This is a genomic window from Marinobacter sp. SS5-14b (assembly GCF_030541005.1).
Lineage (GTDB): Bacteria > Pseudomonadota > Gammaproteobacteria > Pseudomonadales > Oleiphilaceae > Marinobacter.
On sequence record NZ_JASSVM010000002.1, the window covers coordinates 752,854 to 767,405 of the forward strand.

The window sequence follows — 14,552 nt, forward strand, 5'->3', positions numbered from 1 at the left end:
TATCGCTTGCCTGTGCATTATTCAATCAGCCAAGAGTGGAAGGCTAGGGAGTCTGGTTTGACAGATGTTGTGCTCATCGAAGGCCTGGCGGTGGAAGCCGTCATCGGCGTGTTTGACTGGGAGCGAGAGGTGACTCAGCGTCTCCTGGTGGATCTGGAAATGGCCTGGGATAACCGGGTGCCGGCCGCCAGTGATAACGTGGCCGATGCGTTGGATTACGCTGCGGTGAGCGATCGGGTTGGCCGGTGCCTTCAGGAGCTGGAACCACAGCTTCTGGAAACGGCGGCCGAGGAAGTTGCCCGTATGCTGCAGCAGGAATTCGGCGTGGGCTGGCTTCGGCTGACGCTCAGAAAGCCGGGTGCGGTTCCCGCGGCAAACTCCGTGGGAGTGCGTATTGAGCGGGGCCGGCGTACATGACCAGGGTGTACCTCAGCATTGGCAGCAATGTTGAACGATACCGGCACGTGGGTATGGCCCTGGATGCGTTGCAAGGCTGGTTTGGTGAGCTGGATATTTCTCCCGTGTACGAGAGCGAACCGGTCGGATTTGCCGGCTCGAACTTTCTGAATTTGGTCGTCGGTTTCAGCACGGAGCTCCCCTTGGCGGCGCTATCCCGGCAGTTGAAGCAGTTAGAACTTGATTGTGGCAGAGAACCGGAGGCGCCCAGGTTTAGCCCGCGTACCCTGGATCTGGACATTCTGACCTACGGAGATGCCGTTGGATTGGTTGCCGGTGTGGCGCTGCCCCGTGAGGATGTTCTCAAAAATGCGTTTGTCCTGAGGCCGCTGGCAGACATTGCGCCGCAGGAATGTCACCCGGTCGTCTGTGAACGTTACCAAAAGCTTTGGCAGGATTACGCCACCGACCAGAAGCTCTGGCCGGTGGATTTCGTCTGGAATGGTCGCCAGATTTCAAGCGTGATGCGCTGACCGGAACAAGTTGATCAGTTGGTCCGTTGCGCTGTCGTCTGAGGTGCCACTGTTCTCGTCGCCCAGCAGGCGGGGTAGGATTTCATTGCCCATTTGCTTGCCCAGCTCCACTCCCCACTGGTCAAAACAGTCCACATCCCAGATAACGCTTTGCACAAAAGTGCGATGCTCATACAGCGCAATCAGTGCGCCCAGAGCTTCCGGTGTCAGCTTTTCCATCAGCAGTATGTTGCTGGGCTTGTTGCCGGGGATGGCCTTGTGCGGTGCCAGCGCCTCGGCGTTGGGCCTGTCCATGCCGCTGTTGACCAGTTCCCGGACGGCTTCTGCTTCAGTTTTGCCGGTCATCATGGCCCTTGCCTGGCTCAGGCAGTTAGCAAACAGGGCTGCATGGTGGTTTTCCACTGGATTGTGGGATTTGAGGGGGATGATGAAATCCGCTGGAATCAAACGGGTGCCCTGGTGCAGTAACTGGTGATAGGCGTGTTGGCCATTGGCGCCAACGCCTCCCCAGAGCACGGCGCCAGTCTGGTAGTCGACTGGCACCCCCTGTTGGGTCACCTGCTTGCCATTGCTTTCCATGTCCAGTTGCTGCAGGTGCTCGGGCAGGTGCTTCAGGTACTCGTCGTAAGGCAGAACCGCGTGACTTTCGGCACCCCAGAAATTGTTGTTCCAGATGCTGAGCATGGCCATCACCACCGGCAGGTTCTGCTCGGCCGGGGTATCCCGGAAATGGCAGTCCATGGCATGGGCGCCGGCCAGCAAGGCTCGGAAGTTGTCGGCGCCCAGCATCAACGCAATAGGCAGGCCGATGGCAGACCACAAAGAATAGCGCCCGCCAACCCAGTCCCACATCGGAAAAATGTTTTCCGGAGCCATGCCAAATTCCTGGGCAGCCGCTACGTTGGCGGTGACTGCCAGAAAGTGGTCGGCCACGGCGCTTTCACGACCACCGTGCGTAAGGAACCACTGCCTTGCGACCAGGCTGTTTTCAAGGGTTTCCTGAGTTCGGAAGGACTTTGACTGAACGAGAAAGAGCGTGGTTTCCGGGTTCAGTTGCGCCAGCGTTTCGGTGATGTCGGTGCCATCGATATTGGCCACGAAATGACAGCGCAGGTTGCCCTGCCAGTAGGGTTTCAATGCCGCTACAGCCAGCTTGGGGCCGAGGAAGGAGCCGCCGATGCCGATGCTGACTACGTCCGTGAAGGGCTTGCCGGTGTGCCCGACCCTTGTGCCGCACTGGATTTCGCTGACGAGTGTATCCATTCGTGCCAGTGTGGCATGCACTTCCGGAATGATGTCTGTGCCGTTGACCAGTACCCTTGAGCCTGCCGGTTGGCGTAATGCGGTGTGCAGGGCGGGCCGGTTTTCGGTGATGTTGACGGTGTTTCCGTTGAACAGGTCGGCCGTGCGCTGCTCCAGGCCGCAAACCCGGGCGAGATTGGCGAGCGCGTTCAGGGTTTCGTCAGTCAGCCGGTTGCGTGAAAAATCCAGAGTCAGCCCAGCGCCTTTGATCAGATAACGCTGAGCGCGCTGGGGGTCCTCGCGGAACAGGTCACGCATGGCCAGGCCGGCCAGTTCATCCCTGTGCCGGGTCAACGCTTGCCATTCAGGCTTGTGCGTCAGTGGTGCCGGATTGTCTGGCATCAGTGTGTCCCTTCTTTTCAATATGGCTTCTCGGGCCCGAGTAGCATTGTCGTTTAGCGCGTTACCGAGACGTTGTCGATCAACCGGGTAGTGCCCAGGAAAGCCGCTACCAGCAGAGTAAATTCTTTGTCGGTTTCCGCTGCAGGCTTCAGGGTCAGGCTGTTCACAATATTGAAGTAGTCAGGGCGAAGGCCGGCGCTGGTCAGGGCCTCTTTTGCTTCCTGTTCAAGCGACAGGAAATCGGAGCGGCCTTTTTCTACCTGAGTGGCGACACTGGTAAGCACCTGATGCACTACGGGGGCAATGCGCCGCTCTTCACCCGACAGGTATCCGTTGCGGGAACTTTTGGCGAGGCCGTCTTCCTCCCGCACGGTGGGAGCCCCAACGATTTCGATCGGCATCATCAGGTCGCGGGTCATTTTGCGAATCACTGCGAGCTGTTGAAAATCTTTTTCGCCAAAAAAGGCGATGTCCGGCTGCACCATGTTGAACAGCATGGTGACCACCGTTGCGACACCTTCAAAGTGACCGGGCCGGCTGGCACCACAGTGGCCATCACTGACCTCCGGAACGACCACTTTGGTTTGGTTGGCCAGGCCTTCGGGGTAGATTTCCGATACCGAGGGTGCGAATACCAGGGTGTTGCCCGCAGGCGCCAGCAGGTCCTGATCTTCTGCCAGGGTGCGGGGGTAGGTATCCAGGTCTTCACCGGCACCGAACTGCATGGGGTTCACGAAAATGCTGGTCACCACAATGTCAGCGGACTCAGTGGCCTTGCGCACCAACGATATATGGCCCTCATGCAGATTGCCCATAGTGGGCACCAGCGCAATGGTTTTACCCTGTTGGCGGTAGGCCCTCAGGATGCTGCGAAGTTCTTTAAGCGAATGTACGGTTCTCATGCCTTGAACGTATGCTCCTCGGCGGGGAATGAGCGCTCTTTGACCGCTTTGGCATAGGCAGCGATGGCTTCCGGGATGGAGCTGGTCTCTGCCAGGAAGTTCTTCACAAAACGTGGTTTGCGGCCGGGTGTTACGCCCAGCATGTCGTGCAGCACCAATACCTGGCCATCGGTGTCAGACCCGGCGCCGATGCCAATGACGGGTGCTTTGACTGCCTGGGTGATGCGGGCAGCAAGGGGCGAGGGTACGCACTCAAGAAGAATGACATCTGCGCCCGCTGCTTCCAGTTCACAGGCGTGCTCGATCATTGCCTCGGCTGCTTTTTCGTCGCGGCCTTGTACCTTGTAACCGCCAAATTTGTTCACAAACTGTGGCGTCAGTCCCAGGTGCGCGCACACGGGTACGCCACGCTCACTCAGGGCTTCGATGGTGTCTTTCATCCAGTCTGTGCCTTCCAGCTTCACCATGTGAGCGCCTGCTCGCATCAGCTCTGCCGCATTATCCAGTGCATCAGCCACGGTGCCATAGGACATAAAGGGCATGTCGGCCATGATCAGGGCGCCCTGGTTGCCTTTTGCGACACAGCTGGTGTGGTAAACCATGTGCTCCATGGTTACTGGAAGTGTGCTGTCATGGCCCTGGAGTACCATTCCGAGCGAGTCACCAATGAGGATTACATCCACGCCCGCTTCGCTGACCACCTGGGCAAAGGTGGAATCGTAAGAGGTAAGCGCTGAGAAGGCTTCGCCCTTTTGCTTGTATTCCCGCAGGGTATTGATGGTAACCGCCATAAGATCCTTGCCTTTTGGGTGGATGGGCCAGTAATGAGCCGGGGTCTTCCGGCATTCAGAGTGCTATTAGATTAATGCCGGGGTATATCTGACACAAGAGTAGCATGGAGTTGCATCCTGCGATTCAGTCGCGCTGCATTAGCGGCGGCAGCTTTCTGAGATGATTGTCCGGACATTGTGTGCGCAGCTGGTCGATGCGCCGGCCGTCAGGCAGGGCAAGTTCCGGTGCGAGGTCCAGCAGCGGCTGAAGCACAAAGTCCCGGTTGGGCAGCTCGGCATGGGGCACGGTCAGCCGTTCGTGTGTGATGGCTTCCTGGCCATACAGCAGTAAATCCAGGTCCAGAGTGCGAGGGCCCCAGTGTTGTTTTCGCTCTCTGCCATGGGCCTGCTCAATCGCTTGCAGGTGGTCGAGCAATTGCAGGGCGGGCAGCTTAGTGCTCAGCGCCACTGCCCCGTTCACGAAATCTGGCTGGTCTTGCGGGCCGACAGGGCGGCTGGCATAGAACGGCGACTGGGCCTGCAGCGTGGTTTCCGGTAGCCGGGCCAGTTCCATAACCGCCCGGGCTAGCTGGGCGGTGGGGTCTTGCAGGTTGCTGCCCAGGCCGACATACGCCACAACAGTCACTGCTGGGGTGGCCTTTTAACCGGGCTGCGCTTGCGGCGGCGCTTGCCAGGTGCGGTCGCTGACCCGAGTTGGGAGAGCATTTTCTCCTGACCACGCTCATCGACTTTCTGGAACTCTGTCCACCACGCGCCCAGTCCTGGCTCTATTTCGCCGGCCGCTTCCCGGACCAGCAGGAAGTCATAAGCCGCTCGAAACCGGGGGTGGGTGAGTGTCGCGAAGGCCCTTTTGCCTTGGCGTCTTGGGAGGCGAATCTGCAGTTCCCAGATTTCCTTCATCGGGCCGGAAAAGCGTTTGGGTATCGATGTGGCCTGCACCTGTCGACCAATCACCTTGCCGATAGCGCCGTGTAACGCGGGCTGAACCGGATCGCCATTATCCTGTCGGTGGCGCCATTCTGCCTGGAGTGCCGGCCACAGCATGGCGGCAAACAGGAAGTAGGGCGTTACGGATTTGCCCTGGGCTATGCGTGCATCGGTGTTGCGCAAGGCCTGGCGGATGAGCTCGTCGGACTCGCCGGCGTCAATGGCTTTGACGGTTTCCGGGAACAGCAGTGTCAGCAAACCGTAATCCTGAAGTAGCTGATACGTGGCTTCGCCATAGCCTGCAGAGAACAGCTTGAGCACTTCATCGAACAGCCGGGCGGAGGGGATATGGCCCAGTAGCGGGGCCAGGTCCCGGATGGGCGCTTCGGTTTCCCGCTCTATCTCGAAGCCCAGTTTGGCTGCAAATCTTACTGCCCTGAGCATGCGTACCGGGTCTTCACGGTAACGGGTTTCAGGGTCTCCGATCAGGCGGATCTGCCGGTTTTTGAGGTCCTGCATGCCATTGGCGAAGTCAATGATGGTGAAATCGCGGATGCAGTAGTACAGCGCGTTAATGGTGAAGTCGCGCCGCAGGGCGTCTTCTTCCAGGTTGCCGTAAACGTTATCCCGAAGCAGTAAGCCGTGTTCACTGGTTTTGTGCTCGTCGTCAGCCGGGACATCGTCTGACGTAAGGGCGTTGCCCCGGAAGGTCGTTACCTCGATGACTTCCCGGCCAAAGACAACATGCACGATGCGGAAACGGCGGCCAATCAACCTGGAGTTGCGGAACAGGTCGTGTACTTCTTCGGGGGTGGCGTTGGTGGCAATGTCGAAATCTTTGGGCTTGCCGCCCAACACAATATCGCGCACGCCGCCACCTACCAGGTAGGCTTCGTAACCAGACTTGTTCAGTCGGTGCAGAACCTTCTTGGCCGGCTCGCTGATCATCGAGCGGGATACGTTGTGTTGATCCCTGGGGATCTCTTGCCGCTGGTAGTGTCTGGCTTTCTTTTTCCCGTTGCCGGGCATGAAAGAGCGGAGTTTTTCTACAAGTCGTTTAGGCATGGAATTCCGTGTTTGCAGAGCGCAAAAAGAGGGATTTTAACGGTTTGCGCAGGAATTGCACATGTTTGGCTGATATTAGGCGGCTAAATACAGATATTGAGGGCGAGTTTCGTGCCAGCTGGGGCTTTTGTTTGGGCCATAAATCAAAAGGCGGATTCGTTTTCACGAACCCGCCCTGAAAGCGTTGACGATCTGCATTATTTTTGTTGTTGCCGGGATTGTTCTGATTCTTTTATCCCCACCGTGCGCCCCAAGATAAGGGCTGTAAGCAACGCAAACGGAAAGCTTTGAATACAGTGAGTAGTCAGAAACATGGTGCGGGCTTTCAAAGCAGGTGTAGCGTCGCCTGTAAGACGATTCTTCTCCACATCTACAACTCGCACATGCTGTGGGACCACTAAAAAACATAGCACCCAAAACACTCAGTTCGCTTGCGTCCAGTTTTTGTTTTTGTTGGTGGACGCTCGTGCAGCTTTTTGTTTTTGTTTTTGTTTTGACGCTGCGTTGTCACTTTTGTTTTTGTTGTCGTGCGCTAATAAGAGTGCAGAGCTTGTGCCAGTTTTGGTAAGTCTTTGGTTAACAGTGAGTTACGGATTTGTCAGTAATAAGTGTTACCCCGTATTCGCCGAAAGTGTTACCCGTATCACGTTACCGTTCCGGAAAGTGTTACCGTGAGGAACATGCGGTAACAAATGATTCCGGGTTCATCTTTTGGTCAGGTTCCTGATGTTTTCTTGCGGGGAATGCCCAGGCGCTGTCTTCGTTCCCAGAGAGATTTCCGGCTGATGCCAAGTTTTTGGGCCAGCTCCGTTTCGCTCATGCGGTCCTGGTTCTCGAGCACAAAGTGCTGGAAGTAATCTTCCAGCGACAAGTCGTTGGCTGAATCCGGATCCCGGGCGGGGGTTTGCTCGTTATCGCCCTCTACCAGCGTTTCGGGGATGTATTCGTCGCCAGAGTCGCTGTCCAGGTCTAGAACGGAGGGAGTTATAATGTCACCGTCAGTCAGAATGGACGCGCGTTCGATGGCATTCTCGAGCTCCCGGACGTTGCCCGGCCAGCGGTGGCGTTCCAGGGCCTGCATGGCTTCCGGGCTCAGGCTGAGTTCCGGTCTGCCCAACTTGTTGGCCTGCCGCTTTAGAAAGCGGCTCGCCAGGCCTAAAATGTCGGCCCGGCGCTCTCGAAGGGGGGGCAGGCGAATCTGCATAACGTTCAACCGGTAATAAAGGTCTTCGCGGAATTCGCCCGTGCGAGTCATGGCCTTAAGGTTTCGGTGGGTGGCGGCAATCATGCGAACATCCACCTTGCGGCTCTGGGTAGCCCCCACCTTTCGGATTTCACTTTCCTGCAGCACGCGGAGCAAACGGGCCTGCGCTTCTGCAGGGAGCTCGCCGATTTCGTCCAGAAAGAGGCTGCCGCCGTCTGCGGCTTCAATTAGCCCGGTGCGCGCGGAAACCGCGCCTGTAAACGACCCTTTTTCGTGACCAAACAACTCCGACTCGATCAGGCTTTCCGGGATGGCAGCACAGTTTACAGAGATCAGGGGTTTGGTGGCCCTGGGGCTGAGCAGATGCAATGCCCTGGCGGCAAGTTCTTTACCGGTGCCGGATTCACCGTTAATCAAGACGGTGGTTTCAGTGGGGGCGACTTTACGAATGAGTGTAAAGACCTTTTGCATCGGTTCGCACTGGCCAAACATGATGGCAGACGGGTCCGATGCGACTGAGCCAGTTTCCCTGGACGGTTCATCACCGTTCTGCCGGTCGGCGTCGCTGTCTTTCCGGGCGAGGATGTTTTCAACGGCGGCGAGCATTTCATCATGGTCGAAGGGTTTGGCGATGTAGTCCACCGCGCCCATTTTCATGGAATCCACCGCCGAGCGCAGGCTGGCATAGCTGGTCATAATCAGAACCGGGGTGTTGGGAGCCCGATTGATCATTTCGGTGCCGGCAGCGCCAGGCAGTCGGAGGTCGGTGATGACCAGATCGAAACCGTCGGGCTCGAGCCCTTCGGCTTCCTCCACGGAAACCGCGTCAGCGACTTCATAACCGGCGTGCTGGAGCAGTTTTCGCACGGCGGAGCGAATAATGTCTTCGTCTTCAACAATCAGAATGCGGGGCATATTGCGTTCACGACCTTTCGTTCGGGCTGCTGCCGGTATCGGTATCAGGCTCGTAAGCTGGCAGGCGTAGTCTCATGCAGGTTCCCCGATCACGTGTCTTGTCAGCGGGGCTTTCAACCTGAATGTTTCCATAGTGTTCTTCAACGATGCTGTACACCAGGGAGAGGCCAAGTCCTGTGCCTTTGTTCGGTGCCTTGGTGGTGTAGAACGGCTCGAAAATGTGATCCAGTTGCTCTGGAGGAATGCCTGAGCCTTCGTCAATCACCTCGATGATAGCGGAGTAGCCATCGTCGTTTCCACTGACCCGGATGGTCCCCCCATCCGGTGAGGCATCGCGGGCATTGGCCAGGAGGTTAACAAATACCTGCACCAACCGCTGCTCATCGCCCAGCACCTGGAGGTTGGGTGGGCATTCATTCCGGTACTGGATGCCCATGTTCCGGTCACTGAGCGAAAGCAGGTTGATGGACTCTTCCACGCACCGGTGAATGCTGACCGGCTCATAGCGGTTGGCGTGGGCATGGTTGCCGGTACGGGCAAAATTCATCAGCGACTGAAGAATGGCCGAGATTCGCCGTGTTTGTTGCTGGATCTGATCGGCCGTTTCGAGGATGCCCGGGTCATCGGTTTCCAGCTTCAGGTTTTGGGCCAGAGAGGATATGCCGGTCACTGGGTTGCCAATTTCGTGTGCCACCCCGGCAGCCAGTCGGCCGACGGACGCAAGGCGCTCGCTGTGCATCAGCTCATCTTCAAGCAGTCGGGTTTCGGTTTGATCTTCAACCAGAATAATGGAGCCGCCTTCGGCGTGGTCCGGCCCGTTCAACGCAGCTTTGTGCAGGTTCAGCCAGTGGGGTTTGCCTCGCAGATCCAGCCGGTGCTTGTAGCGATGAAGGTCGCCGCCCAGGTTGAAATCGTCCAGCAATGCGTGCCAGTGCTCAGGCAGTGCCATCAGCTTTGCGCCCACCACCTCGTCTGCCGAAATGCCGGTCAGCGCTTCCATGGCATGGTTCCACATCAGGATCTCGCCGTCTTCGCCGACGGAGCACGCTGGAATGGGCAGGTTTTGCAGGGTTTGCCGGTAGTGCCGGCGCAGATTGTCCAGCTCGCCGGCAAGGCCTGTGAGCTGGTTCTGGTAATCCCCAAGGGCCCGCTCTACATAGCGGATGTCCTGGCCGGTGCCGCCGTGGGTCATGGGCTTGAAGCCCAGGTGTCGCTTTACAATGTCCCGGGCAACCGATGGGCCCAGCAGGCCCGATAGGTTGATTTCAATCTGATCTCGCAAACGCCGTAGCTGATAGGGTCTGAATTCCACGTTGGGCAATTTGAGCTGTTGTAGAGCCCGATCCACTTCCCGGCGGGATACGTTATTGCCCAGGGGGTCGGCCAACTGATGGATGAAGTCATTGGAAGAGGCTGCAAGAAGTTCGCGGCGCTGCGGTCGCGACAATGCCCCGAGCGAACAGGCTTGGGCGGCATTGGTTTCTTCTGCGGACGCCGGGCTCAGTATCGATACCAGGGCGAACACCGTAATGTTTGCCGTAAGGCTGATGAAGGTCAGCAGATGCCAGTTGTCGTAGCCTGCGGTAATGGGTAGCCCAAGTAGCGACAACAAGTCGAGCGTATAGGAAAAAGGGAGAACGAGGGTCAGTAACCAGATCGATAGTCCGGTAAGCAGTCCGGCTATCAGGCCGCGCCGGTTGCCCTCCGGCCAATAGATAACACCCAGGGCTCCTGGCAACAGCTGAAGCGTCCCGGTCAGTGAAATCGCACCAAGGATCGAGAGGTCCAGATGTTGGCCGATGGTTTCATGGAACAGCAATGCGAGAAACAGGATGACGGCAATCAGTAATCGTTTGACCCACTGCAGCCATCGATAGATGTCACCCTGATCTTTGGGTGTTTTAAGCGGAAGCACGACATGGTTCAGCACCATGCCCGCCAGTGCGAGGGTGCTTACGATCATTAAGCCGCTGGCGGCCGAAAGGCCGGCAATGTACATGAGCAGAGTCAGTGCCGGGCTGTCCAGGGCCTGAGCTACACCGATGCTGAAAAACGCGGGCGGTACGCTGACGTTCAGCGCCTGGCCGCCCCAGACAATCAGGGGAACAGGCAGGCCCAGCAGCAGTAAATAGAGCGGCAGGCCCCAACTGGCTTTGGCCAGGGCTCTGGGTGACGGGTTTTCACTGAAAGTCATGTGGTACATGTGGGGCAGTACCAGGGCCGCCGCAAACGACATTAAAAGCAGCGCACGCCAACTGCCGTCATCAATCGCCATGGTCATGGTGGCTTCCGGGTGTGACCCTTCGGCCAGCCAGAGTTCCAGGCCCTCGGTTCCACCGAATACGCCGAACAAGATGACGCCTCCAAGCACCAGCAGTGCCGCGACTTTGACAAGGGAATCGAAGGCAATCGCCAGCACCAGGCCCTGATGGTGGCCAGAGTTCTGTTGCCGTCTGGCACCGAACAGCATGGCGAACAGCACGACAATGAGGCTGAACATGACACTGATGACTTTCGGGGGAGTATCCGGCGCCAGCAGGCTGGCAGACTTGGCCACGGCCTGGATCTGCATGCTCAGCAGGGCCAGTATCGCGGCGGCCGAGCACAATGTGACCAGGGTGCCGGCCCACTGGCTTCGATAGCGATAGGCGAAGAGGTCCGCCAGTGAGGTCAACTGATAGGCGCGGCCGATTCTGAGTATGGGGTTCAGTAACACCGGCGCCAGTAAAAACGCACCACTGATGCCGAGATAGTAGGCGAGAAAGCCAAAGCCCGAATCGGCGGCCATGCCAACCGCGCCGTAAACTGCCCAGATTCCGGCATAAACACCCAGGCTCAGGGTGTACACCAGTGGGTGGCGAACCCATCGGCGAAGCAGGGTGCCCCGTTCTGTGGTCCAGGCGATCCCGAACAGAAGAATAAGGTACAGCAGGCTGGCCAGCAGCAGGCCGGTGGCGCTAAAACTCATTTGGGTCTCGCCGCCATTCCAGCCAGAAACCAATAGCGATCAGGCCGCCCCAGATCACGAACGGGCTATACCAGGCGTTGTCCGGTGATGTCCACCAATCCAGAATATTCGGAGAAAAAATGTAGATGGCCAGCACCAGCAGGAAAACCAGACGGTAGATATACATCAGGCTAGCGGTCCGAAGGAAATTGTGTACCGGGGGTTATACCACGGGCCTGCCGGGATGTCAGTGGGATGGCGTGTCTTTGCCAATGTGTACGGCCCCATTCCAGAACTTCATCTACCCGGCTTTCCTCCAGCCCGGGCGGCGGTGTCTGGCCAAGGGCCGTCAGAGCCTGAACGAGATTGCCGGAAGGCCGGGTGTCGTCCAGTGCGGGTGCATGGGTCTGTTTGCTGAGCTTCTGGCCCTGCTCGTTGGTGATCACCGGAATGTGAAGCCAGTGCGGGGCGCAGGCTCCGAGCGCCCGGAAAATTTGTTGTTGCTGCGCGGTCATGTCCAGTAAATCGGAACCGCGCACAACGTGGGTGATGCCCTGGTCAATGTCATCTACCACCACAGCCAATTGGTAGGCGTAAAAACCTTCCTTGCGCAGAATAACAGGGTCGTCCAGCTCTGCGCGTACCTGCTGCTGTTGTGGACCGAGAAGGAGATCAGGCCAGTGGCTGTTTTCATCCTCCAGGGCAAAACGGATCGCGTGGGGGCTGCTGCCCGGGGGCTGGGGGCTGGTCCTGCAGTGGAACGGGTGGTGGCCCTGATTGGCTTGCAGCTGTTTGCGGGAGCAGCCGCACCGGTAGGCTTTGTTTTGCAGCAAAAGTTGTTCGATGGCGGCCTGGTAGGCACCGTGTCGCCGGGATTGAAAACGCACGGGCTCATCCGGGAGCAGGCCGTGGCTTTCCAGCGAGCGAAGAATCTGGCCGGTGGCCTCGGGGGGTTCTCTTAACGGGTCAAGATCTTCTATGCGAACCAGCCAGTCGCCACTCGATGTGCGCGCCTCCAGCCAGCTGGCCAAGGCGGTAACAAGGGAGCCAAAATGCAACGGGCCTGTGGGGGAAGGCGCAAAACGCCCGCGGTACCGGATGTGCTCCATAGGTACTCTTCAAGCCGGCGGCAAGGGCCACCGGCTATCGGTAGGGGTCAGATGCCAGTCTGGCGCTCGCGAATTTCTGCCAGTGTCTTGCAGTCGATGCAAAGTGTGGCAGTCGGGCGGGCTTCCAGTCGGCGGGTGCCGATTTCTACGCCGCACTGATCACAAAAACCGTAGTCATCTTTGTCGATACGATCGATGGTTTTATCGATCTTTTTGATCAGTTTGCGCTCGCGATCCCGGGTGCGCAGCTCAAGGCTGAACTCTTCTTCCTGGGTTGCGCGATCGCTTGGATCCGCGTAATTTGCGGCATCTTCCTGCATGTGGTGCATGGTGCGATCCACTTCTTCCATCAGCTCCTGCTTCCACTTCAGAAGCAGTTCCTTGAAGTGCTGCAGCATGTCTGCGCTCATATATTCTTCACCCTTTTTCATTTCGTAAGGGGTGAAGTTGGTAAAGCTTTCGCGTTGTGCTTGTGCAGTCTTTGCCATTGAGCCCTGGCCTCTTGTTTGTACTTCTACAAGAACGCTTTGTTTATACCGTGTCAGCAGCGTTGCTGAGCGGTTTTACCCTGGCGTCCTGAAATGGGAATTTGCGGAAAATAGCAGATAAGTCACAGGCGTGCCAGCCTTGTGACACCGACTTATTGCGGAGAGCATATGAAGTTTGCTGATCCATTGCTAGAAGGCCGTCTGATTCGGCGCTACAAACGCTTCCTGGCCGACGTTCGCCTGGCCGGTGGCGAGGAGGTGACTGCGCACTGTCCGAACACCGGGTCCATGCTCGGCTGTCAGCCGGAAAACGCCCGGGTCTGGTTAAGCCAGAGCGATAATCCCAAGCGCAAGCTCAAGTACACCTGGGAGCTTGTTGAGACCAGCCCCGGCACCATAGCCTGCGTTAACACGGCCCGCCCGAATGCTCAGGCCCGGGCCGCGATTGAAGCGGGTGTGGTGCAGGAGCTTGCAGGTTACAGCACGATTCGGGGCGAGGTCCGTTATGGCGAGGAAAAAAGCCGTATTGATCTGCTGTTGTCGGGGCATGCGGCGCAGCCGGACACCTGGGTTGAGGTAAAGAACGTCACGCTCGCGGAAGGTGGCCAGGGCTATTTTCCGGACGCGGTGACGGAGCGGGGGCAAAAGCATTTGCGGGAGTTGATCGCGCAAGTGGTCAAGGGTGACCGCGCGGTTCTGTTTTTTGCGGTGAACCACACCGGCATAGAAGAAGTGCGCCCGGCCGATCACATTGACGCCCGGTACGGCCAGTTACTCAGGCAGGCCGTTGAAGCCGGGGTAGAGGTGGTTGCCTACCGGGCGGCACTGGTCGGGGATGATGGCAATCCGAGTGGCCAGCTTGAACTGACGGAGCCGGTGCCGGTCAATCTGGAACCCTGACTTCAATCGTGTCGTCAGACTGACGCACCTCGAGCATCGTCAGTGCGTCACCCTGGCAGGGCCCGGCAATGCATTCGCCGGTGCCCGGCTTGAACAGAGCGCCATGCGTAGAGCACTGGATGAACAAGTTGTCGGCGTCCATAAATCGGCCCGGCATCCAGTTCAGTTCAATGCCCAGGTGCGGGCAGATATTCAGGTAGGCCTTTGGCTGGCCTCTGTCCAGAAACACAAACCCGGTCAGCGGCATGCCCTCGGGGTCATTGGCTTTTTCTTTCAGGCGAAACTCCACAAACCTGCCCGGCACAAGCTCATGTGCCGGGCAGACGGTTTGCCAGGGCTTTGGTCCGTAGGTCATTTCGGCAACAAGGTGTAGCGCATCCGCGTGCCGTGGTTCAGCGACATGACGATTTCATCCGCGACCAGCCGGTGCGGAAAATAGCATCCGGATATCTTGGCTCCGCCAACGCTGGCACCTTCCATTCTGGATTTCGAGAAATCGATGCCGCGAAGGTCGGCACCCCGGAAATAGCCGTGGCGGAAGTCCAGCCCCTGGGCATCCATGCCCCTCAAATCCAGGCCCCTGAAATCGCCGTGGGCAAAGCTGGGCACTTCCGCCAGCTTTGCCTTTTCTGCGTTAAAGATTTCAATCTTCTCGTCACGGAGCAGGTCATACAACGGGTGCTCAATGTGCTTTACGTCTTGTTCCTGGTGGTCGTCCATCTGATACCTCG

The 14,552-nt window shown here is 57.9% G+C and carries 15 protein-coding genes; 3 read left to right on the forward strand and 12 right to left on the reverse strand.

All coding sequences use genetic code 11. The features are described 5' to 3' along the window. The first annotated feature begins 57 nt into the window (after positions 1-57). On the forward strand, positions 58-417 hold the full coding sequence (gene folB / locus QPL95_RS07405) for a dihydroneopterin aldolase (RefSeq protein WP_303290345.1): 360 nt from the start codon (positions 58-60) through the stop codon (positions 415-417). After that, complete coding sequence (gene folK, locus QPL95_RS07410; RefSeq protein ID WP_303290346.1) at positions 414-929, forward strand: 2-amino-4-hydroxy-6-hydroxymethyldihydropteridine diphosphokinase; 516 nt, start codon at positions 414-416, stop codon at positions 927-929. Before folB ends, folK (QPL95_RS07410) begins: the two co-directional genes overlap by 4 nt. Here folK (QPL95_RS07410) and pgi read toward each other — a convergent pair. The 10 genes from pgi to dksA all read right to left on the reverse strand — a co-directional run bounded on the left by pgi (position 912) and on the right by dksA (position 12,921). Beyond that, positions 912-2,573, reverse strand: coding sequence for a glucose-6-phosphate isomerase (gene pgi / locus QPL95_RS07415; RefSeq protein WP_303290347.1), 1,662 nt, complete (start codon positions 2,571-2,573; stop codon positions 912-914). The genes folK (QPL95_RS07410) and pgi overlap by 18 nt on opposite strands. A gap of 53 nt (positions 2,574-2,626) precedes the next feature. After that, complete coding sequence (gene panC, locus QPL95_RS07420) at positions 2,627-3,475, reverse strand: pantoate--beta-alanine ligase (RefSeq protein ID WP_303290348.1); 849 nt, start codon at positions 3,473-3,475, stop codon at positions 2,627-2,629. Continuing rightward, positions 3,472-4,266 carry a 3-methyl-2-oxobutanoate hydroxymethyltransferase gene (gene panB / locus QPL95_RS07425; protein ID WP_303290349.1) on the reverse strand — a complete coding sequence of 265 codons (795 nt, stop codon included), beginning with the start codon at positions 4,264-4,266 and terminating at the stop codon, positions 3,472-3,474. The genes panC and panB overlap by 4 nt, the downstream gene beginning before the upstream one ends. 124 nt (positions 4,267-4,390) lie before the next feature. Next, positions 4,391-4,891, reverse strand: a complete 501-nt coding sequence (gene folK / locus QPL95_RS07430; RefSeq protein ID WP_303290350.1) for a 2-amino-4-hydroxy-6-hydroxymethyldihydropteridine diphosphokinase — start codon at positions 4,889-4,891, stop codon at positions 4,391-4,393. Then, entirely contained in the window at positions 4,888-6,258 is a 1,371-nt protein-coding gene (gene pcnB / locus QPL95_RS07435; RefSeq protein WP_303290351.1) for a polynucleotide adenylyltransferase PcnB, read from the reverse strand. The genes folK (QPL95_RS07430) and pcnB overlap by 4 nt, the downstream gene beginning before the upstream one ends. A 715-nt stretch (positions 6,259-6,973) precedes the next feature. Next, entirely contained in the window at positions 6,974-8,377 is a 1,404-nt protein-coding gene (locus tag QPL95_RS07440; RefSeq protein WP_303290352.1) for a sigma-54 dependent transcriptional regulator, read from the reverse strand. Positions 8,378-8,384: 7 nt separating this feature from the next. Next, positions 8,385-11,345: a sensor histidine kinase gene (locus tag QPL95_RS07445; RefSeq protein ID WP_303290353.1), complete on the reverse strand. Its 2,961-nt coding sequence runs from the start codon at positions 11,343-11,345 to the stop codon at positions 8,385-8,387. Further along, positions 11,335-11,511, reverse strand: a complete 177-nt coding sequence (locus QPL95_RS07450) for a hypothetical protein (protein ID WP_303290354.1) — start codon at positions 11,509-11,511, stop codon at positions 11,335-11,337. Before QPL95_RS07450 ends, QPL95_RS07445 begins: the two co-directional genes overlap by 11 nt. A gap of 4 nt (positions 11,512-11,515) precedes the next feature. After that, on the reverse strand, positions 11,516-12,433 hold the full coding sequence (gene gluQRS / locus QPL95_RS07455; protein ID WP_303290355.1) for a tRNA glutamyl-Q(34) synthetase GluQRS: 918 nt from the start codon (positions 12,431-12,433) through the stop codon (positions 11,516-11,518). A 47-nt stretch (positions 12,434-12,480) separates the two neighbouring features. Beyond that, a complete protein-coding gene (gene dksA, locus QPL95_RS07460; RefSeq protein WP_303290356.1) occupies positions 12,481-12,921 on the reverse strand; it encodes an RNA polymerase-binding protein DksA in 441 nt (146 codons plus the stop codon). A gap of 168 nt (positions 12,922-13,089) precedes the next feature. Here dksA and sfsA point away from each other — a divergent pair, with 168 nt between their 5' ends. Beyond that, positions 13,090-13,821 carry a DNA/RNA nuclease SfsA gene (sfsA, locus tag QPL95_RS07465; RefSeq protein WP_303290357.1) on the forward strand — a complete coding sequence of 244 codons (732 nt, stop codon included), beginning with the start codon at positions 13,090-13,092 and terminating at the stop codon, positions 13,819-13,821. Here the strand turns inward: sfsA and QPL95_RS07470 are convergent. Together QPL95_RS07470 and QPL95_RS07475 are read right to left on the reverse strand one after the other, a co-directional pair. Continuing rightward, a complete protein-coding gene (locus QPL95_RS07470; protein ID WP_303290358.1) occupies positions 13,805-14,176 on the reverse strand; it encodes a Rieske 2Fe-2S domain-containing protein in 372 nt (123 codons plus the stop codon). The genes sfsA and QPL95_RS07470 overlap by 17 nt on opposite strands. Beyond that, a complete protein-coding gene (locus QPL95_RS07475; protein ID WP_303290359.1) occupies positions 14,173-14,541 on the reverse strand; it encodes a pentapeptide repeat-containing protein in 369 nt (122 codons plus the stop codon). The genes QPL95_RS07470 and QPL95_RS07475 overlap by 4 nt, the downstream gene beginning before the upstream one ends. Positions 14,542-14,552: the final 11 nt, after the last annotated feature.

What these genes read in the sequence shown, in the direction of transcription:
- folK (WP_303290346.1), top strand. Translation starts at nt 414, where the DNA reads ATGACCAGGGTGTACCTCAGCATTGGCAGCAATGTTGAACGATACCGG.
- pgi (WP_303290347.1), bottom strand. Translation starts at nt 2,573, where the DNA reads ATGCCAGACAATCCGGCACCACTGACGCACAAGCCTGAATGGCAAGCG.
- panC (WP_303290348.1), bottom strand. Translation starts at nt 3,475, where the DNA reads ATGAGAACCGTACATTCGCTTAAAGAACTTCGCAGCATCCTGAGGGCC.
- panB (WP_303290349.1), bottom strand. Translation starts at nt 4,266, where the DNA reads ATGGCGGTTACCATCAATACCCTGCGGGAATACAAGCAAAAGGGCGAA.
- pcnB (WP_303290351.1), bottom strand. Translation starts at nt 6,258, where the DNA reads ATGCCTAAACGACTTGTAGAAAAACTCCGCTCTTTCATGCCCGGCAAC.
- QPL95_RS07440 (WP_303290352.1), bottom strand. Translation starts at nt 8,377, where the DNA reads ATGCCCCGCATTCTGATTGTTGAAGACGAAGACATTATTCGCTCCGCC.
- QPL95_RS07445 (WP_303290353.1), bottom strand. Translation starts at nt 11,345, where the DNA reads ATGAGTTTTAGCGCCACCGGCCTGCTGCTGGCCAGCCTGCTGTACCTT.
- QPL95_RS07450 (WP_303290354.1), bottom strand. Translation starts at nt 11,511, where the DNA reads ATGTATATCTACCGTCTGGTTTTCCTGCTGGTGCTGGCCATCTACATT.
- gluQRS (WP_303290355.1), bottom strand. Translation starts at nt 12,433, where the DNA reads ATGGAGCACATCCGGTACCGCGGGCGTTTTGCGCCTTCCCCCACAGGC.
- dksA (WP_303290356.1), bottom strand. Translation starts at nt 12,921, where the DNA reads ATGGCAAAGACTGCACAAGCACAACGCGAAAGCTTTACCAACTTCACC.
- sfsA (WP_303290357.1), top strand. Translation starts at nt 13,090, where the DNA reads ATGAAGTTTGCTGATCCATTGCTAGAAGGCCGTCTGATTCGGCGCTAC.
- QPL95_RS07470 (WP_303290358.1), bottom strand. Translation starts at nt 14,176, where the DNA reads ATGACCTACGGACCAAAGCCCTGGCAAACCGTCTGCCCGGCACATGAG.
- QPL95_RS07475 (WP_303290359.1), bottom strand. Translation starts at nt 14,541, where the DNA reads ATGGACGACCACCAGGAACAAGACGTAAAGCACATTGAGCACCCGTTG.